Annotated in this window: 17 protein-coding genes and 1 pseudogene; 11 read left to right on the forward strand and 7 right to left on the reverse strand. The window is 48.9% G+C overall.

Annotation, left to right across the window (positions count from 1 at the left end; genetic code table 11):
* Positions 1–9: 9 nt before the first annotated feature.
* From ruvC to secG, 9 genes are all read left to right on the forward strand, one after another.
* Positions 10–582, forward strand: a complete 573-nt coding sequence (gene ruvC, locus EL262_RS04185; RefSeq protein WP_078735561.1) for a crossover junction endodeoxyribonuclease RuvC — start codon at positions 10–12, stop codon at positions 580–582.
* 76 nt (positions 583–658) lie between these two features.
* Positions 659–1,426: a ParA family protein gene (locus tag EL262_RS04190; RefSeq protein ID WP_025837232.1), complete on the forward strand. Its 768-nt coding sequence runs from the start codon at positions 659–661 to the stop codon at positions 1,424–1,426.
* Positions 1,427–1,469: 43 nt separating this feature from the next.
* Positions 1,470–2,360, forward strand: coding sequence for a ParB/RepB/Spo0J family partition protein (locus EL262_RS04195; RefSeq protein ID WP_025837230.1), 891 nt, complete (start codon positions 1,470–1,472; stop codon positions 2,358–2,360).
* Positions 2,357–3,133 (forward strand): DUF5683 domain-containing protein, encoded by a 777-nt coding sequence (locus EL262_RS10145; protein WP_025837228.1) that lies wholly within the window; start codon positions 2,357–2,359, stop codon positions 3,131–3,133. The genes EL262_RS04195 and EL262_RS10145 overlap by 4 nt, the downstream gene beginning before the upstream one ends.
* Positions 3,134–3,167: 34 nt before the next feature.
* Positions 3,168–4,661 carry a lytic transglycosylase domain-containing protein gene (locus tag EL262_RS04205; protein ID WP_078735562.1) on the forward strand — a complete coding sequence of 498 codons (1,494 nt, stop codon included), beginning with the start codon at positions 3,168–3,170 and terminating at the stop codon, positions 4,659–4,661.
* A 17-nt stretch (positions 4,662–4,678) separates the two neighbouring features.
* Positions 4,679–6,004, forward strand: coding sequence for a sigma-54 interaction domain-containing protein (locus EL262_RS04210; protein ID WP_025837220.1), 1,326 nt, complete (start codon positions 4,679–4,681; stop codon positions 6,002–6,004).
* Positions 5,991–6,515, forward strand: coding sequence for an LPS assembly lipoprotein LptE (gene lptE / locus EL262_RS04215; RefSeq protein WP_052095442.1), 525 nt, complete (start codon positions 5,991–5,993; stop codon positions 6,513–6,515). The genes EL262_RS04210 and lptE overlap by 14 nt, the downstream gene beginning before the upstream one ends.
* A 1-nt stretch (position 6,516) precedes the next feature.
* Positions 6,517–7,260 carry a hypothetical protein gene (locus EL262_RS04220; RefSeq protein WP_025837218.1) on the forward strand — a complete coding sequence of 248 codons (744 nt, stop codon included), beginning with the start codon at positions 6,517–6,519 and terminating at the stop codon, positions 7,258–7,260.
* Positions 7,261–7,282: 22 nt separating this feature from the next.
* Positions 7,283–7,672 carry a preprotein translocase subunit SecG gene (gene secG, locus EL262_RS04225; protein WP_025837216.1) on the forward strand — a complete coding sequence of 130 codons (390 nt, stop codon included), beginning with the start codon at positions 7,283–7,285 and terminating at the stop codon, positions 7,670–7,672.
* A 393-nt stretch (positions 7,673–8,065) separates the two neighbouring features.
* Here secG and EL262_RS04230 read toward each other — a convergent pair whose 3' ends face one another.
* Positions 8,066–8,944 carry a CPBP family intramembrane glutamic endopeptidase gene (locus tag EL262_RS04230; protein ID WP_078735563.1) on the reverse strand — a complete coding sequence of 293 codons (879 nt, stop codon included), beginning with the start codon at positions 8,942–8,944 and terminating at the stop codon, positions 8,066–8,068.
* Positions 8,941–12,321 (reverse strand): transcription-repair coupling factor, encoded by a 3,381-nt coding sequence (mfd, locus tag EL262_RS04235; protein WP_025837210.1) that lies wholly within the window; start codon positions 12,319–12,321, stop codon positions 8,941–8,943. Before mfd ends, EL262_RS04230 begins: the two co-directional genes overlap by 4 nt.
* 108 nt (positions 12,322–12,429) lie before the next feature.
* Between mfd and EL262_RS10030 the strand changes: the two genes are divergently transcribed.
* Positions 12,430–12,570, forward strand: coding sequence for a hypothetical protein (locus EL262_RS10030; protein WP_159100497.1), 141 nt, complete (start codon positions 12,430–12,432; stop codon positions 12,568–12,570).
* Positions 12,571–12,624: 54 nt separating this feature from the next.
* Here the strand turns inward: EL262_RS10030 and EL262_RS04240 are convergent, their stop codons facing one another.
* Both EL262_RS04240 and pheT read right to left on the reverse strand, forming a co-directional pair.
* Positions 12,625–13,353 (reverse strand): YebC/PmpR family DNA-binding transcriptional regulator, encoded by a 729-nt coding sequence (locus EL262_RS04240; protein ID WP_025837208.1) that lies wholly within the window; start codon positions 13,351–13,353, stop codon positions 12,625–12,627.
* A 44-nt stretch (positions 13,354–13,397) separates the two neighbouring features.
* Positions 13,398–15,853, reverse strand: a pseudogene (gene pheT, locus EL262_RS04245) (phenylalanine--tRNA ligase subunit beta).
* Between the two features lie 782 nt (positions 15,854–16,635).
* Between pheT and EL262_RS04250 the strand changes: the two are divergent.
* Positions 16,636–18,147 (forward strand): Do family serine endopeptidase, encoded by a 1,512-nt coding sequence (locus EL262_RS04250; protein ID WP_078735564.1) that lies wholly within the window; start codon positions 16,636–16,638, stop codon positions 18,145–18,147.
* A 114-nt stretch (positions 18,148–18,261) separates the two neighbouring features.
* On the opposite strand, the gene miaA is transcribed toward EL262_RS04250, so the two are convergent.
* From miaA to lpxA, 3 genes are read right to left on the reverse strand one after another with little or no spacing between them, the layout of a single operon-like run.
* Entirely contained in the window at positions 18,262–19,170 is a 909-nt protein-coding gene (gene miaA, locus EL262_RS04255) for a tRNA (adenosine(37)-N6)-dimethylallyltransferase MiaA (RefSeq protein WP_025837205.1), read from the reverse strand.
* 15 nt (positions 19,171–19,185) lie between these two features.
* Positions 19,186–19,770 (reverse strand): IS1096 element passenger TnpR family protein, encoded by a 585-nt coding sequence (locus EL262_RS04260; protein WP_025837203.1) that lies wholly within the window; start codon positions 19,768–19,770, stop codon positions 19,186–19,188.
* A 42-nt stretch (positions 19,771–19,812) separates the two neighbouring features.
* Positions 19,813–20,601, reverse strand: coding sequence for an acyl-ACP--UDP-N-acetylglucosamine O-acyltransferase (gene lpxA / locus EL262_RS04265; RefSeq protein WP_025837201.1), 789 nt, complete (start codon positions 20,599–20,601; stop codon positions 19,813–19,815).
* Positions 20,602–20,609: the final 8 nt, after the last annotated feature.

Genomic DNA, 20,609 nt, shown 5'->3' on the forward strand with positions numbered 1-20,609 from the left:
AGAACACGCATGAAGAAGGACCAAAGTCAGAAAATCATCATCGGCATAGACCCGGGTAGTGTCATCATGGGCTACGGCATACTCTCCGTCTCAGGGAAGAATGCCGAGATGCTCTCAATGGGTGTACTGAAGATGAACAAGGACGCGTCACCTTACGAAAGGCTCAGGAAGATATATGATGGAGTATCGGCTCTCATCCGTCGTTACAACCCGGATGAACTTGCGATCGAGGCTCCGTTCTATGGGAAGAACATCCAGTCGATGCTCAAGCTCGGTCGAGCACAAGGAGTGGCGATAGCGGCAGCCTTGGCTTCGGACATCGCAGTACACGAGTATGCTCCGATGGAGATCAAGCGTGCCATCACAGGCACAGGTAAAGCTTCAAAGGAACAAGTGGCATCCCTCCTTCAAAAGATGCTGCATATCCCCGATACCTCTATGCAGATCGAGCTTGACGCCACAGACGGTTTGGCTGTGGCTTTCTGCCACTTTGTACAGTCAACCTCACCTCTCCAGCGACAAAAAACGAGCAGTTGGGCTGATTTTGTCCGCAAAAACCCCGACAAAGTACACGGTTTATAAGCCTTAAAAGGGGCTAAATGATTTCACTATTTGGATAAAAAAAGGTATGTTTGTATGTTGATTACGAAGCATTCTAATGGGAAAAGTAATAGCAATATCGAATCAGAAAGGTGGTGTAGGTAAGACTACAACGACAATCAATCTGGCAGCATCACTCGTGGCACTGGAGAAGAAGGTGCTCATCATAGATGCCGATCCACAGGCAAATGCCACTTCAGGCCTCGGAGTCAAGCCGACTTCGACGGATCTGACCATATACAACTGTCTACTTGGAGAAGCCGACCCTAAGAATTGTATTTCAGAGACTTCTGTAGAGGGGCTGATGATACTCCCTTCGCATACCGATCTCGCAGGAGCGGAGATAGAGTTGATCAAAGTCGAGAGGCGAGAGTTCGTGATGAAGAAGATCACAGACACACTCAAAAACGAATATGACTTCATCTTCATTGACTGTTCGCCATCGTTAGGACTTATCACCGTGGCTGCCCTCACGGCGGCGGACTCGGTCATCATCCCCGTACAGTGCGAGTACTTCGCGCTCGAAGGGATCAGCAAGCTCCTCAACACGCTCCAGATCATCAAACGGAAGCTCAATCCGAACATCGACATCGAGGGCTTCTTGATGACAATGTACGATGCCCGTACTCGCCACTCGAATCAGATCTACGAGGAGGTGAAGAAGCACTTCAAGTCGTTGGTCTTCTCAAGTGTGATCCATCGCAACATCCGCTTGAGCGAAGCACCGAGCCACGGGAAATCGGTATTGGACTTCGACTTGGAAAGCCGTGGTAGTCAGAACTACCTCCAGCTTGCACAAGAACTTTTGACAAAAAATCAAAAGTAAGGCGACTTTTCCCCTTAATCGAAACTGAACAAGACATTTGAAAATGAGCAAAAAAGATAGATCATCATTGGGAAGAGGCTTGGATGCCCTTATCTCCACCGATTACCTCTCCATAGAAACTCAGGGCTCGTCATCGATCAACGAGATCTCCCTATCGGACATCATCCCGAATGAGGAGCAGCCTCGTACGTTCTTTGAAGAGGAGACTTTGGCGGAACTGGCGGACTCTATCCGGCATATAGGCATCGTACAACCGATCACAGTGTACGGCATCCCTGAGGAGCCGGGGATGTTCAGGATCATTTCGGGCGAGCGACGTTACAGGGCTGCAAAGATAGCAGGACTGGAATCCATCCCGGCTTATGTCCGCACGGCGGAAGATGAGCAGGTCATGGAGATGGCTCTGATCGAAAATATCCAGCGTGAAGACCTCAATGCAATAGAGATATCTTTGGCATTCAAGAAGCTCATTGACACCTATCACCTCACTCAGGATGATCTCAGCGCAAGGGTCGGAAAGAAGCGTGCCACAATATCCAACTATCTCCGTCTGCTCAAGCTGCCTGCCGAGGTACAGATGGGACTCAAAAACTCGAAGATAGACATGGGTCATGCTCGTGCCCTACTCTCTTTGGACGACACCGAACTCCTCCTGGCTCTATATGAACAGACTGTCAAGGAGGGCTTATCTGTGCGACAAGTGGAGGAGATCGTGAGGAGCTACAATGAAGGGCAGAAGCAGGCATCGACACCGAAGAAGCAATCAAGCGTGAAGACGCCTGAGGAGTTTGCATTACTTTCTCAACACTTTTCGAGCATCTTCAAGACAAAGGTCTCGATGACTTGTAACGACAAAGGAAAAGGCAAGATCACCATTCCTTTTGCCTCCGAAGAGCAACTTGAAGCGATACTTAGCACTTTGGACAAGTTATGACACCATCGATAAGTATCCGACACCTTCTTGGCTTGGTGGTGATCGGGATACTTTGCATACATAAAGCCTATGCAACGGGGGGGCAAGACAGTATCCCTCCGAGAGACAGTGTGGTCGTAGATCTCCCCAAAGAGATCATTTCGGCAGACTCTGTCGCAGTCAAGGACACAAAAAATGCAATCGAGATAATCGAACAAACAAAGGGATTGGACGGTGCCGTGGCTAAGCAAGGTAAGGCTTTCGATCTCAAAACGATCAAAAAGAAACAAAGCAGATTTGTGCCGAAACCCAAAATGGCACTCTTGTGGTCGATCATCCCGGGTGGAGGACAGATATATAACCGTAAGTATTGGAAGCTCCCCCTGATCGCAACAGCCTATACAGGCTTTTACTACGCGATCACTTGGAACCATGCGAACCTTACCGAGTATGCCAATGCCTTCCGTGACATCAAGAGTGATGCACCCCTTGAAAACAGGTCTTGGGTAGACTTCATACCTTCGAATGCGAAGCCGGAAGACTACATCAACAATACGTCTTTTCACGAAAAGTTGAGACGTGGGCGAGACTTTTATCGCCGTAACAGAGACCTTAGTATCATCTTCTCTGTGGCTACATACATCCTGATTATGGTGGATGCTTATGTCGATGCAGAGTTGTATTCGTTCGACATTACCCCAAATGTATCTCTGTCATATCACCCCGTCATATCGATGCCGACAACGACAACGCCACAGACATCCTATGGGCTTCAGTTGGCATTGAGATTTTGAGGATAGTTATGTGATGGAGCGGAATTAAGCTTTTATGAGGAAAGAGAGTTATATAAAATACGTCATACTCGTTTGCACCATTGTCTTGGGATGGCTCGTTTCGCCTGAAGCTTTGGGGGCAGAAACGACAAGTGTACCGAAGGATACTCTACCCTCAAGGGAAGTGGTTCCGGAGGCTCTCGACAATAAGCTCACCAGCCTTATAGAGGATAAGTACAAGACCTACTTTGATCACTCCACCCCCTCGGCACACAGGACGAGAGAGTTTTCGAGCGAGGAGTATCAGAAGAGACTCAATGCCCTCAACAGCATCATCCCATTGACATACAACTCTGTCGTGCACGAGTGCATCGATCAGTTTGTCAATAAGCGTGGACGACTCTTCGAGCAAGTCCTTTCGGCAAGCACTTACTACTTCCCGATCATCGAAGAAGAGCTGGACAAACATGGTCTTCCGCTGGAGCTCAAATACCTTGCGATCGTGGAGTCGGCACTCAGCCCGATAGCCGTCTCTCCCCGAGGTGCGACAGGGATATGGCAGTTGATGCTCCCGACAGGGAAGGTCTACGGCCTACGCATCGACAGCCTGATCGATGAGCGCAGAGACCCCAAGCGATCGACTCAGGCGGCTTGTGCTTTGTTCAAAGACCTATACGGGCTCTATGGAGACTGGTTGCTGGCACTTGCAGCCTATAATTGTGGTCCTGGAAATGTCAACAAGGCCATAAGAAGAGCCGGTGGAGCCAAAGACTTTTGGAAGATATATCAGTTCTTACCGAGAGAGACTCGTTCGTATGTCCCTTACTTCATCGCAGTATTTTATGCAATGGAGTATTACAATGACTATCAGTTGACACCGGGAAGCATCAACATGCCCTTGGCGACAGATACGGTCAGAGTAAACAAAAGGTATTCGTTCAAGCACCTAAGTACCCTGTCAGGAGTCAGCGAAGATACATTGATGCTCCTCAACCCGAAGTACCGAAAAGGCATTGTACCGGGACACTCGGACGATCAAGTAATCATCTTACCCCTTGTAAGCGCTCAAAACTTCTCAGAGGTCAAAGATACGATAGTCTCCACACCGATGCGTACCGTCGAGAGTACCGTCTATCACAAGGTAAGAAAACGCGAGACAATCGCAAGTATTGCTAAAAAGTACGGTGTAGACGTTGAGGACATCAAGAGATGGAACAAGATGAAACGTAATGCGGTCAAGGTCGGTCAGAGTCTGGCGATAAAGATTGTGACAGAGCAGGCTGTAACAGAAGATAAATCCATTCTTGCAGATGCGTCGGCTTCCTCCTCTCGTCCTGCGATAGAGCAAGAACCACAACGGCAGACTGAGAAGAAGTCAGAAGAAAGTGTGACAAAGAAGTCTTCGTCTCGCTATCACACAGTGCGTAAGGGGGAATCTCTAAATATCATCGCAAGCAAATATAGGGGTGCAACAGTAAACAAAATAAAGAAAGCCAATAAGCTTAAGAACAACAAAATACACCCCGGTCAAAAACTTCTCATCCCATAAAGTAACCGTCAATCAAGATGAACGTAAGCAACGACATAACCAAAGCGAAGCAAAGGTTCGGTATCATCGGGAATGCCCCCAGCCTCAATAGAGCCATTGAGGTAGCTCTCCTCATTGCGCCGACAGATGTATCGGCACTGGTCACGGGAGAGAGTGGCGTCGGCAAAGAGAGTTTTCCACAGATCATACACAACAATAGCGCACGGAAGCATGGGCCTTACATCGCAGTGAACTGTGGTGCAATCCCCGAAGGGACAATAGACTCGGAACTCTTCGGACACAAAAAAGGCTCATTCACCGATGCCGTCAGCGAACGCAAAGGGTATTTTGAGGTCGCTGATGGAGGCACAATCTTCCTCGATGAGGTGGGAGAATTACCACTTCCTACACAAGCTCGCCTACTCAGGGTATTGGAGTCGGGGGAGTTTATGAAGGTTGGTTCATCACAAGTTCAACGCACAAACATCCGTGTCGTAGCGGCAACGAATGTCGACCTCCAGGATGCCATAAAGCGTAAAAAGTTCAGAGAGGATCTCTATTATCGTCTCAATACGGTAACCATCGAACTACCACCGCTTCGTGACCGTGGAGATGATATCAGGCTACTTTTCAGAAAGTTTGCAGCAGACTTTGCTGACAAATACAGGATGCCCCCCATACGTCTGAACGAAGAAGCACAGTCTCTCTTGTTGGCCTACAACTGGCCGGGCAACATCCGTCAGTTGCGCAATATTGTCGAACGCCTCAGTGTCATTGCAGAGGACAGAGAGATATCAAAAGAACTGCTCCGAGAGCATCTGCCCGCAAATGCAGAGGTACGACATCCTGCGATCATACGAGTCTCACACATGGAGGACAACTACCGAAGCTTCGACAACAACTCAACCAAGGGAGACATCCCCGGAGGCTCAATGGAGATGCTTTACAAGATGATCTATGATCTCAAAAACGAAGTCTCAGACCTGTCGAGACATCTGCACAAAGCAATGGATGCTCGTGCTCCACACGGCGTGGATACTGCACCGACCTCATACGTCGACAGTTCCATACGCACACTACCAACGGCCATAGTCACTCCTATCAATGAGAGAGGTGCATTCGTCGAAGCTATACCGAGAGATATGACCGTCCCCGTGACGCACCATCTTGGGAGTGAGTTCAGCACCTCAGACTACGAGGAGATACTCAACTCTGACAGAACTCTCTCTCTCGAAGAGATGGAACAAGAGTACATCAAGATGATCCTCAAACGTAACAATGGAGTACGCAAAAAGACCGCCGATGATCTCAAGATTTCGGAACGCACATTATACAGAAAACTGAAAGAACATGATTTGGACTAAATACAAAGTTGCCACAGCCCTGACATTCCTCATCCTGCTACTTAGTTATTCAGGGTGCATCGTCTCATACAAGCTCAATGGCGCCAGCATCGACTACACGAGGATCAAAACCGTCACCATCCGAGACTTCTCGAACCTTGCACCACTCGTATATCCACCTTTGGCACAAAAGTTTACCGAAGACCTTAGGGATAACTTCCAAAGGCGCACCCGTCTCAGTATGCAGCCCAATGGTGGTGATCTCTCCATAGAAGGAGAGATTGTCGGCTACGACCTTGCTGCCGAAGCGGTTCAAGAGGATGCTTATTCTGCGAAGACAAAGTTCACCATGCGTATCAAGGTGCGTTACTCCAACAGGATCAATCCCGATGAAGACTTCGAGCGAGAGTTCTCCTCTTTCACCACTTTTGACAGCAACATCATGTTTACAGAAGTCCAAGACGGTCTCTGCAAAGAGCTGATCGACGACATCATCCAACAGATATTCAACGCGACAGTAGAGAACTGGTAAGATGAGGTTCGAGGAGCTACATAACATCATCAAAGGCAAGAGTCAGATCAATGAGGCTCATCTCAGTGATCTCATTACACTGAGCACACGGTACCCATACTCTGCCTCGCTTCATGCAATGATATTGCTCGGTTTGTACAAGACACAAGACCTGAGATTTGCGTCCGAACTCCAGCGTAGATCACTTTACATCCCGGACTTGGCAAAGTTGTTCCTACTCCTCAAGGGTGATGACAAGGCTTCATTGCAATCTCGTACAGCCGAAGGAGAGAGTGCGATCCGTGGGACTTTTGACATCATTGACACCTTCCTTGCCGAACACCCTGACGACTCATCATCAGACATTGAACACCTCATTTCTTCCCAAACAGGTGAAGAGAAACCTACGGTCACCGACGACTACCTCTCTTGGGTAGAGGACAACACCTCTCCTCCTCCCTCTTCTTCGGCTCAGGAAGACACAATGACACTCATCTCCGACTTCCTCAACAAGGGAACTCAAGCCGAACGTCTCTCTCCCCGAGAGGAAGAGAAGCCCTCCACAGCTCCTACAAATAACACAATCACAACATCTCCACCCGAGGAAGAACTCCTCACCGAAACCCTCGCTCGCATATACATCAAGCAAGGCAAATATGATAATGCTCTGCGAATTATCAAGTCATTAAATTTGAATAATCCAAAAAAAAGCAGTTACTTTGCGGAGCAAATTGATTTTTTAGAAAAGTTGATACTTAATAGTTGATTCAACAAACTAATTTAGACCTATGTATATTTTCCTATCAGCTGTAATCGTAATCATTGCAGCACTTTTGGTTTTTATCGTAACAATTCAAAATTCCAAAGGCGGAGGCCTAGCATCAGGCTTTTCATCTTCAAACCAAATCATGGGTGTACGCAAGACCACTGACATCCTCGAAAAGATGACTTGGGGTCTTACTGCTGCGATGGTAGTATTGTGTATCATCTCAGCGAGATATGCACCTCGCCATGAAAACCCAAGAGCAAATTCATCTATCGAAGAGTTTGTCAACAAGGCTCAGATGCCTACGGCTCCCGATGCGCAGCCATTTGGGGAGACTGTTCCCACAACAGAAACAGAGGCTGCACCGGCAACCGAAGCGGAGACCGTGCCTGCAGATAGCACAGCCAACTAATCTGACATAGAAGCTCTGCCCAATAGGAGCAAATAGCATAAGATAAGAGGGCGTTTCAAAATTTTCATTTTGAAACGCCCTCTTTCTGTACCTGCCATATCATGGATAACCCATCAGTTTAGAGACTTACAACCATAACCTCCCATCCATTTCATACCCATGTGATAAAAAGAGAGATACCATATAGGAAACACCATTGAAGAAAAGCCCGAAAGAGGGATAATCAAGTTATACGACTGTTGTCATCAAGTTTAACGAGTTGATGAAACGAATCTTACAACCTCGCTTCGATGATTAGGAGGATCAACCTTTGACTGCCACCTATCATCCAGATCAAAAGCAAAAAGGCCGGCGAAGATTTTTTTCTTCGCCGGCCTTTTTGCTTTTGAGTGACTATAAAAGAGCCCTTTGTCTTTCCCTCATTTTCTTGATTACAAGGACAGACAAACCGAGACAAATGAGCATAACGAGTGTGGCAGTGACAGGTACCTTCGAAACAATTTCGGGAGCTTCATTGACGCTTTCACTAACCCAAAACTGGATATATGCAAGCAGGTTGTTGAGAGCGTGGAGAAGTATTGCCAGTCTCAAAGAGCCATAGACTGCGACATAACCGAGCACAAGCCCTATGACAGTCCTTGGGATAAAGCCCATCCACTGCATATGCACGGCACTGAAAAGGATTGCGCTCAAGCATACAGCAAGATGCACATTCTTCGTACGTGTCAACATCCACCCCTGAACAGCCCCTCTGAACAATAACTCTTCCCCTATCGGAGCAATCACCACGATGCTTAGGAAGGTAAAAACGACTGTTGAGGGAGACTTGTCCGATAGCATCATCCGAAAAGAGGCATTAAGCTTGGCTTCGAGCCCTTGTAGAGTCTCGCCAAAACGGCCTAACCATTCCGGATATCCTATGAGCGCATTGATATCGGCAGAATATATCATCACTACATAAGACAAAGCAAAAAGTGCTATTGAATACAACAAGATCTTGCCATCTCCCCAAGGAGCATCTCGAAAAACAAAGGTCCCCCTACGACGACGGTAGTAGTACTCATTGAGAAGTGGAGGAATGACATAAGTACAAGTGGCGATCAAGGCTTGGCTCAGAGCCATCTCAAAGGCATCAGGATATGATGTGAACATCAGTACCCCTCCAACGATGACACTCGAAAAGATCTGAAGCAAGAGGAAAAGCAAAAAAACAAATAGGACATACCCTGTGGATGGGGAGTGTTGAGTATTGTAAGTTTGGGTTGGTATCATGACAATGTTTTTCCAGATATTTGAGTGAGTATATCGTAAGCCTGAGTGATGCTCTTGACTTCACGGACAGTGATAAACCTTTTTCCACCCTCTTCATTGAACGTTAGGTTTCGGCTCCATGTCGAAGCATTGGAGAGGATGGTCGCAAAAGTGGCACTACGATAATAGGCACTATTGAGATCAGAGACAAGCTGAAGGCGCAGGAGACTGCGTTTGAGAGAGATTCGCTCCACACCTATACTCTTGCCAAGAAGTTTGAGATGAAGGATCTTGAGAAGTTCCTCAGCCTCCACCGGGAGTTTTCCGAAACGATCTTCAAGCTTGTATCTAAATTCCTCAATCGCCTTCAGTTGTGTAATAGAATCAAGTTCGCGATAGAGACCGATCCGTTCATCATCACCGGGGACGTAAGTCGGTGGCAGATAGGCCTCGACATCCGTCTCGATATTGGTCTCATAGACGTATGACTTGCGTTCAGAGCCGGAAGGCATTTTTTGGGGGGTATCCTCCTTCTCATCCTCCTCAAATATATCGCCGAACTCCTCATCTTTGAGTTCCATCACAGCCTCTTCGAGGATACGACGATAGGTCTCATATCCCAAGTCTGCGATAAATCCACTTTGTTCTGCACCGAGGAGGTTGCCTGCCCCACGGATGTCCAAGTCCTGCATGGCGATATGGATGCCGCTACCAAGATCCGAAAAGGTCGTTATACCACGGATACGCCGCTTGGCATCCTGCGTCAGGATGTCGAGCGGAGGGGTGATGAGATAACAATAAGCCTTCCGATCTCCTCGTCCCACTCGTCCTCTCAACTGGTGTAAGTCGCTCAAGCCGAAACGGTGTGCATCATTGATGATGATCGTATTCGCATTAGGGACATCTATCCCATTCTCGACTATAGTTGTCGTCAACAGGACATCATACTCATGATTGACAAAATCGATGAGAAGAGTCTCCAACTCTTTTGGATCCATCTGCCCATGCCCGATGGCTATCTTCACTCCGGGGACGGCATTACGGATGCTCACAGCAATATCATTGAGATTGTGGATACGGTTATGGACGAAGAAGACCTGCCCGTCCCTTGCCAACTCATAGTTGATGACCTCAGCAATAACCTCCGCATCAAAAGTAATCTGTTCGGTACGGACAGGTTGTCTATTGGGTGGCGGAGTCTGTATGTTCGACATATCCCTTGCGCCCATGAGGGAGAACTGCAATGTCCTCGGTATGGGGGTTGCTGTCATCGTAAGGGTATCGATATGGGTACGGTACTCACGAAGCTTTTCTTTGACAGAAACACCGAACTTCTGCTCTTCATCGATGACCAATAGCCCAAGGTCTTTGTACTTGACCCTCTTTGCGGTGAGCATGTGCGTACCGATGATGATGTCTATCTTCCCTTCGGCGAGGTCTGCAAGGAGCTGCGATTGCTCCTTTGCTGTCTTTGCCCGGCTCAAGTATTCGACACGACAAGGGAAGTCTGCCAGACGCTTCCTGAACGTACGATAATGCTGATAAGCAAGTACCGTCGTAGGCACGAGCACTGCCACCTGCTTACTGTCCGCCACCGCTTTGAAAGCTGCACGGACAGCTATCTCCGTCTTCCCGAATCCCACATCACCACAGATGAGCCTATCCATCGGTACAGGACGCTCCATATCCTCCTTGACCTGAGCCGTTGCGAGCTCCTGATCGGGCGTATCTTCGTAGGTAAAAGAAGCCTCAAGTTCTTTCTGCATGAAGGAGTCGGGGCTGAACGCAAACCCCTTCTCTTCCAACCTCTTTGCATATATCTTTATCAAGTCGCGAGCAATGTCCTTGACCTTTTTCTTGGTACGCTCTTTGAGCTTTTCCCAAGCACCCGTGCCCAACTTACTGAGTTGTGGCGGCTCGTCATTATCCTTGCTCTTGTATTTCGAGATGTGGTGCAAAGAGTGGATGCTCACATAGATACTGTCGCCCCCCTTGTAGTTGATACGGACACACTCCTGTTGCTTTCCGTTTCGATCGATCGTAAAAAGACCGGCAAACACCCCCACCCCATGGTTGATGTGGACGACATAATCACCATGCTCAAACTTGTGTATCTCCTTGAGTGTAAGGACAGCATCGTTGTGGCGGATACGATCACTCTTGAGTGTGTACTTATGAAAACGCTCAAATATCGTATGATCCGTATAGCAAGCGATACGAGCCTGCCTGTCTACAAAGCCCTTGTGCAATGTGGGATAAATGGGTTCGAACTTCACGCCCTTCCCCTGATCATCGAAGATAGACTCCAGACGCCTGATCTGACTCTTCTGTCCACTCATGATCGCCGTCATGATGCCCTCAGTCTCATGCTTCAGGATAGCATCGGAAAGATGATCAAATCGCTTGTGAAAGAGAGGCTCGGGCGACTGTCCGAAGTCGACACTCTTCCACTTCTCGCCATAAGGGACAGTCCTTGACAGTAACGTAAACGACCGTACCTCATCCAAGAGGCTTGCAGGCTCTATCAAGAACCTACGCATATCCTCCAGCGAAGCATGGATATTCTCTTCCTTGTGTACAGGCGGCGTGTCGTATACCTGAGACAACGATGTCGGCAAAAGCGTATATTGATCCACATACAGCAGACTCTGCTCGGATAGAAGCGACAACAAAGAGACGTGATGACTGCGAGATTGGTTACTGAACGAAGCCAAAATCGTCACCTCGGGCATCGAGTCATGAGAGAGCTGACTCTCGGGATCAAAGCTCCTGATGCTCTCCACCTCATCACCGAAGAAGTCTATCCGCACAGGACGCTCATGAGCGTACGAATAAATATCGATGAGACTACCACGGACAGCAAAAGTACCGGGGTTATACACATAATCCGTTTCCTCGAACCCCATCTCCCAAAGCCTTTCGCGCAGACTCTTACGATCGACCTCATCCCCCTTGGCAATGATCTTTCGAGACTTCTCGAAGTCCTCCTCATGGACGATCCCCTCCATAAGAGCTTCGGGATAAGTCACAATGAACGAGGGAGTGTGCCCCGAGCGCAATGCTTCAATGAGCTGAGACCTCAGTATCTCGTTCGCCCCATCCGTCTGCCCGAAGCGTATTCCTCTCTTATAGAGCGAGGGGAAAAAGGACACCGTACTCTCTTCTTCACAGAGCGCAGTCAAGTCGCTACACAGATAGCCGGCCTCGTCCTCATCCGAGGCAATACATAAGATGGGGGCAGAGATTTTTTCCGACACGCCCTTAAAAAGGAGAGCCACTGCCGACCCATGCACCTGATCGATATGGATCAAACGTTGCTTCCCCTCAGAGAGGAGTCTGATCAGAGCTGTTGCAGCCTTTGTGGATGATAGTCGTGAGACAAGCCGGGAAAGTTCCATAAAACTGTGATATATGCTATACTGATGTTGAGATGAATGATGACAAGAGAAGAAGTTTTATGAGTGAAGTGAATCGCTTCGCTACAACAAAGATCAAGCCAAAGATGAATGATTGATCCCCTCCGTATCCCTTTCCATCCGATGGAGAGTATGACGATGCCATACAGAGACAGGGCACAAGTCGATCATCGCCAGATACGGGCAAGAGAGTCGGCAAAAAAGACACTACGTGTAGCGACAAGCACCTGATACTCATCACTACACGTAGCCTCTATGTCAGTAGCAGACGATGGTGACACAGTGTCACTCCCCGTCCTCTTCTTCCTTCATGTTGGTGAAGACATTCTGCACGTCTTCATCCTCTTCGAGTTTTTCGATGAGTTTGTTGAGCTGTTCACGTTGCTCAGGAGTGACCTCTTTGTAGTCCATTGGTATACGGACAAACTCTGCCGAAGTGATCTCAAGTCCCTTATCCTCAAGAGCCTTTTGGATTGCCGAGTTCGAAGCAAATTCACCAGAAAGCACGATTTCGTCATCCTCGGCTTCGATCTCATCCACACCGAAGTCAATAAGTTCGAGCTCAAGTTCTTCGAGATCAAGCCCCTCTTTCATGGCGATATGGAAGACACACTTGTGCTCGAAAAGGAACTCCAAGCTACCTGTCGTACCGAGCGATCCGCCAAACTTGTTGAAGTAACTGCGGACATTTGCCACCGTACGAGTGGTATTGTCCGTGGCTGTCTCCACGAAGATCGCGATGCCATGGGGGCCATAACCCTCATAGTTCATCTCCTTATAGTCGGTGAAGTCCTTTGATGTTGCCTTCTTGATTGCTCTCTCGACATTGTCCTTAGGCATATTCTCCTTCTTCGCTGTCTGCATCAAGACCCTCAGACGAGGATTGGCCTCGGGATCCGGGCCACCCTCTTTGGCAGCGATGGTGATTTCTTTTCCCAACTTTGTGAAGACACGAGCCATATTGCCCCAGCGCTTCATCTTCCTTGCTTTGCGATATTCAAACGCTCTTCCCATGATGTCGTTATCTTAGTATATGGTGTATATTATTGATTTTGTGATTATCTCAGTTCGGCACCCAACTCCTTGTGCAGCGCATCGAAGAGGCGTGCCATCGTCTTCTCTATCATCCCCTCGGACAAAGTCTTCTCCGCATCTTGTAGTTCGAACGAGACGGCATAAGACTTCTTGCCCTCCGGGAGGTGCTTAGGATCTTCGTACACGTCGAAGAGGGTCACACTCTTGAGGAGTTTCTTCTCGGTCTTGTATGCCACACGTTCGATCTCAACAAAAGGCACGGCCTTATCGATCAAGAGGGCAAAGTCTCTCTTCACCGAAGGGAACTTGGCCACCGGACTGATCGTCACCTTGCGACGAACGATACGGTTCATGATCTCAGCCCAGTCAAACTCTGCAAAGTACACAGGACAGTCGATGTCCGCTTGCTTGGTCCATTTTGTATCGACGACACCCCAACGGATGACCTCTGCCCCACCACGGAGAGAGATCACCTCACCCGTAGCGATGTAAGGATCATTGTCGGCAGGCTCATACTGAAGTTCGGCAGGAGAGAGTCCTATACGACTGAGGATGTTGTACATTACGGCCTTGAGCTCAAACGGCGACACCGTCCTGCTCGCTTCGCTCCAATTACCCTGGGTCTTGTCTCCTGTCATCCATACGCCCAAACGGTAAGTCTCCTTGAAACCCTTGAGCGGTGTCTTCACCGCTTCGTCCACACGCTCATAGCACGTGCCGAACTCAAACATACGGACACCTACAGCCTTACGGTTGAGGTTGAAGGCGATGGACTCCAAGCCCCCGAAGAGTAGAGTCTGCCTCATCGTGGACAAGTCGCCCGAGAGGGGATTGAGGAGGCGCACTGCTTTGGCTTGTGCTGTCTCCTCGGTGTAGTAGCTCTCCTTGGAGAGAGAATTGTTGAGTATCTCGTAGAAGCCGGCTCCGACGAGTTGCTCGGAGATCGTCTGCTGAAGTCGGAGGCTGATGTCCGAGAGTCCGGCAGGACTTATGGTACTTGACAGCTTGTGTGTCAATGGGATTTCGTTGTAGCCATAGATACGGAGGATATCCTCGATCACATCGACATCACGAGTGACATCGTAGCGGTATCTGGGGACTTCGAGAGACATCACACCGGCTTCTTCCTTCTTGACCTTGATGTCCAAGGCTGAGAGGATGGCACGTACCTTATCTTCGGGGATCTCGATACCGATGAGGCTATTGATCTTGTCGAACGAAAGGCTCACTTCGTATGGGCCGAGATGCTCAGGATAGATATCATAGATGCGAGAGACGACCTCCCCCCTGCGATCTCTGTAATGAGAGAAGCCGCACGATGGATGGCCTTGATCGTCGCAGCAGGGTCAAGGCCACGCTCAAATCTGAACGAACTGTCCGAATTCAACGCATGACGACGAGCACTCTTGCGCACAAATGTGGGGTGGAACGTAGCCGACTCCAAGAAGAGATCCACAGTGTCTCCACTCACACCCGAGTCAATGCCCCCCATCACACCTGCGAGACAGAGCGGAGTCTGATCGTCACAAATGACAAGGTCTCTATCCGATAGCTTGCGCTCTATGCCATCAAGTGTAGTGAGTGTCTCTCCCTCACGAGCAAGACGGACATGGATGCCACCTTTGACTTTACCGAGGTCGAAAGCATGGAGAGGTTGACCGATCTCGTGGAGGACAAAGTTGGTGATGTCCACCACATTATTGATAGGTTTCTGACCGATCGACTCCAACGCCTGCCGGAGCCACTTGGGCGAAGGCTCTACCTTCACACCCTTGATGACAATACCGCTATAACGGTGGCAAGCCTCGGGCGACTCCAAAGTCACTGAGATAGGCTCTTCGTCCGTAGGCGTCACAGCCCCTTCGGGATAACGCAAAGCAGTCTCTATGCCTCTGCTCTTGAGGTAAGCATAGAGGTCACGAGCGACCCCGTAGTGAGAAGTCGCATCGACACGGTTAGGCGTGATGTCCACCTCGATGATCGCATCCGAAGAGATGTTGAAATACTCTGCAGCAGGCATACCGGCAGGCAAATCGTCAGGAAGCACCATAATACCGTCATGGTTCGTCCCAAGGCCGATCTCCACCTCCGAGCACACCATCCCTCTGGATTCTTCGCCACGGATCTTACTCTTCTTGATCTTGAAGGACTCGTCCCCACTGTATAGGGTCGTACCTTCTGTCGCCACGACGACGGTCTGACCCGCAGCGATATTGGGCGCACCACAGACGATCTGAAGTGGCTCGGGACTGATCTCGGGACCGAGGTCGATGGTAGTCACGTGCAGGTGATCGGAGTTGGTATGCTCACGGCAGGTGAGGACCTTACCGATGACGAGCCCACGCAGTCCGCCCTTGACAGACTCATACTCCTCGACACCACCCACTTCGAGACCGATGGAGGTCAATACTTTCCCCACTTCTTCGGGAGACATATCGAAGTCTATATACTTCTTCAACCAAGAGTAAGATATATTCATAATGGCTTAAATGTATTTTTTCAGTCAGATATACGCATACCGAATAGGTGTACAATGTTTTAGTACGCAAATTTAATCATTTTCTGCCCATCTCAGACACTTGTTCACATCCAAAATTCAGGAATTCCGAACGTATCGAAATAAATCTTCCCCCTTTACCTCATTGCCTTCTGAAGAGAAAGAAATCAACGTCTCCGCCCAAGAGTACAAACAACAAAATCACAGTTATCGGTTTAACATTTGAAACCCATTTCCAAAAGGGACCTCTGCCACACATAATCAAATCCTCCTCGACAAGACCAAGCCAAGACAAGAGCGTACAGAAAGTGACACTTCACTCCGATTCTTGCTCCGTCTCTCCTTATTCGGCCATGGACAGAACACATTCTGTCGGGCATCAAAATGTGTTCTGTCGTCTGACAGAAACATTCCGATCAACCGACTAACCTCCAAAATAACAAGGAAATAAGTAAAAAGGACACACCTAAACTCCACCTATTTGGGACATAACCGATAACAAAGAAGTAAACCAGCACTACTATAAAAGGCAGCCATCTCAAACAAGATTGGTAGTTTGCAAAGCATATTACTGTTAATCATAATTAAACACCCCCTTTTTCGTCATTAACTTTGTTAAAAAGCACCGATGGCATTAGGAAAAACAGAAAGAATTTTATTTTCTTTGCGACTGACTGATACGTCCGGAGAGACACCAAAATCCCCTGTGACGAGATAAAATAAAGAGACATTCATTTCAATCATTATTCAAGACAATAAGAGATATGAAAAAAGAAATCAAAACAGCGTTGGCCCTCTTGGGCTGTTCGACCCTCAGTGCGGTGGGAGCCGTGGGGCTTTATGACTTCTACAAGACCAATCATACTTCGGAGGGAGCATCACACCCTTCGGAGCATGGACAAGGGACTTTCAAGACTGTAAACTATACTGCACCTGCCCTACTGGGGACAGAGCACGCACCACAAGACTTCGTCGATGTGACGGAGCGTTCGATCAACGGCGTGGTCAACATACGTGCCGAGATCACGATGTCAAACAGAGACATGGGACGTCAGTATATAGATCCGTTTGAGTTCTTCTTCGGGCCATACAACAGGCGCAACGACTCTCGCCAAGACCAAAAACGCCCGATGAAGGTCGGTATCGGATCGGGAGTGATCATCTCCACGGATGGCTACATCATCACGAACCACCATGTCGTCGAGGATGCAACAAAACTTGTCGTCACGACGAACGACAACAGGGAATGGGAAGCCACAGTCATCGGTTCGGATCCTGCGACTGACATTGCCCTCATCAAGATAGATGCGAAGGGTCTTTCGCCCATCCCGATCGGCGACAGCGAAAAGTTGCGCGTGGGTGAGTGGGTACTGGCAATCGGTAATCCTTTCAACCTCTCATCGACCGTCACTGCAGGGATCGTAAGTGCCAAGGGGCGTTCGAGCATGGCTCAGGGTGATCTGCGTATCGCATCTTTCATCCAGACGGATGCGGCGGTGAACTCGGGCAACAGTGGTGGAGCACTTGTCAACACGAAGGGCGAACTCATCGGCATCAACACGATGATCTACTCTCAGACCGGCAACTTCGCAGGTTACTCCTTCGCTGTCCCCATGAGCATCGCCTCCAAGGTGGTCGAGGACATCAAGAAATATGGTACGGTCCAGCGTGCGGTACTGGGTATCGTCGGAAGCAACATCTCTTCGGATCTCACAAAGAAGTATGACCTCAAGATCACCGAGGGCGCGGCAGTAGTGGGATTTGCAGACCAAAGCCCAGCCAAAAGTGCCGGTGTGGTCGAAGGGGATATCCTCACCCACATCAACAAGGTACCGGTCCGTAGTATGGCGGAAGTCCAAGAGCAGGTGAGCAAGTACCGTCCGGGCGACAAGATCTCGATCACGCTCAACCGTAAGGGCAAGGAGGAGGTAATCAATCTCACCCTCAAGAATGCCCAAGGCACGACCGAAGCGGTGAGCAAGGTGACGGCATCATCTCTGGGAGCAGCCTTCAAGCCGTTGGATGCAGATGGTAAGAAACGCTTCGGTATCAGCCACGGTGTGGTCGTCGCAGGCCTTGATGGTGGCAAACTGAGAGAGGCAGGTGTGCCCAAGGGCTTCATCATCCTCTCGATCAACAACGTCAAGGTGAGCACTTCGGACGATGTGGATGCCATCGTGAATGAGGTCATCAAGGAGTCTCCGGACAAGGTACTCTTCATCAAGGGGGCATACCCCAACGGTAAGATCAAGTACTTTGCCGTAGATCTAAGCTAAGCAAATCAATCTTTCTTACAATAGTTAATACTCCTTGGGGGTGCATCATGAGGGATCATGGTGCACCCTCGCTTTTGTGAAGAAAAGAAACAAAGGTGAAATAGGACGAATGACTTATCCCTTGATACGAGCATCGATGTACGCCATCACTTCCTCAATATGTGTGGGGTGCATCCACTCGATGAGTGGATCTCGTCGGTACCATGAGAGCTGTTTACGAGCATAGACTCTGGTATTTTTGCTGATCTTCAGGATGCACTCTTCGAGCGAAATATCTCCGTCAAGATGAGCAAAGGCTTCTTTGTAACCAACGGTATTGAGAGCGTTGAGATGTCGATAAGGCAAGAACTGTCGGGCTTCGTCAATCAATCCTCGCTCCACCATGGAGACCACACGACTATTGATGCGTTCGTAAAGCTCGGCTCGGTCTCGTGTGAGACCTATCTTGATGATCTCGAAGGGGCGCACCTTACGACTATGTGTGTGAAACGATGAGAATGGCAGCCCCGTCGTGAGGCACACCTCAAGAGCATGGATGATACGTTTATGGTTGTTTGGATCGATACACCCCAGATAGCCAGGATCGAGGATACGCAGCTCCTCTCTCATCTGCCCGACACCCTCCTGCTCAAATCTTCGCCACAACCTTTCGCGGATCTCAGGCTTGACATCGGGGATCTCGTCGATACCCTTTGCCACCGCATCTATATACATCATGGAGCCTCCGACGAGCAAGGCGACATCCTTATCTCGATGTACACTTTCTATAACACGAAGTGCCTCCTGTTCGTACAGAGAGGCACTATAATATTCGGTAACATCACGTGTGGCGATAAAGTGGTGCTGCACCCTCTGAAGCATCTCCTCCGTGGGCGCATCCGTACCGATACTCATCCCCTTATATATCTGTCGGGAGTCGGCAGAGATAATGGGAGTATCGTACTTACATGCCACAGAAAGAGCAAGCTCGGACTTGCCAACACCGGTGGGGCCTGTGATGATGATAAGGGTCTTGGTCGCCAAGAGTCTTGAGGGGATTTAGAAGATATCGTCCTCGATACCTATACCATGCTCATCGAGAGTATCCAAGCTGTCGAGCTCGAAGTCTTCATTGTAGAAATCATCGTCGTTGAAGTCATCATTGCTACCATAAGAGCCGCTCGAAGACTTCGCCACGGGAGGTGCCACGATGGGTGCTGCGAGGAGTTCTTCGATATCGCTCTCTTGTCGAGGAGGATTACCCTTACTACGCACGACCTCGGGCTTATCGATGGTCTCACCATACACGATCTCTCTCAACTCGATGAAGAAAGCTCTATCGCCCAACGTATCGAAGTGATACATGAGCTTCTGTCTCTCTTCGGTGAGAAACTCGTCGAGGGTAGTATCCTTCATGAGATAAACGTCCTCTTCCATACTGCGAGACTCATCGATCATAGAGACTTCTTTGGTCTTGTTCCACGACTCGTCACAGATGGTGAAAGAGGTTATCTGTGAGGCCTCGTAACCCACGCTGTCGATGATCGCCTGATGGAAGTCCCAAAAAGTAACATCGGCATTGATCTTGATGTCTCTGCGGAAATCATCCACTTCATCGGAAATGATCACAAATCTATATATCATGATGCGTCGTATCTAATAGTGATTATATGCGCTGACAGAATATCAATCGATTGAACCTCTGACGATGCCTCTCTTCGAATCTTTGATAAAATTCAAAATGAGATCACGCTCTTCGCAAGAGTCATACTCCCTCTCGATGGCATCAATGGCATCAGAGTTGTTGAGCCCACGGCTGTAAAGCGTACGGTAAACGTCGTTGATGAGGAATATCTGCTCGTTCGTAAAGCCTCTGCGACGAAGACCGACAATGTTGATACCACAGTACATCGCGGGTTCGCGACCGATAAGAGTATAGGGTGGGATATCTTTGTTGATCCTTGATCCGCCTTGGATCATCACGTGCTTGGAGATGCGGGCAAACTGATGCACAAGGGTACCACCACTGACGATGGCAAAGTCATCGATATGTACCTCTCCGGCAATCTGAGAGGCATTGCCGATAATGATATTGTCCCCGAGGATACAGTCGTGTGCTATATGTGCATAAGCCATGAGAAGGCAATGCTTGCCGACCTTGGTAAGCCCTGCAGATGCCGTACCTCTATTGATGGTACAACACTCCCTCACCACCGTATAGTCTCCCACGATGGCTACGGTATCCTCCCCTGCAAACTTCAAGTCTTGTGGGATACCCGAGATCACGGCATAAGGATGGATCTGACAATGCATACCTATACGTGCACCGTATCTGATCATGGCTCCCGAGTGGATATGAGTATAGTCTCCGATTTCGACATTCTCTTCGACGACCGCAAAGGCGTCGATACGTACATGATCGCCTATTTTTGCGTCGGGGTGGACGATGGCCTGAGGATGTATGAGTTGTGACATAGTAATCT

Source organism: Porphyromonas cangingivalis, assembly GCF_900638305.1.
GTDB classification, from domain to species: domain Bacteria; phylum Bacteroidota; class Bacteroidia; order Bacteroidales; family Porphyromonadaceae; genus Porphyromonas_A; species Porphyromonas_A cangingivalis.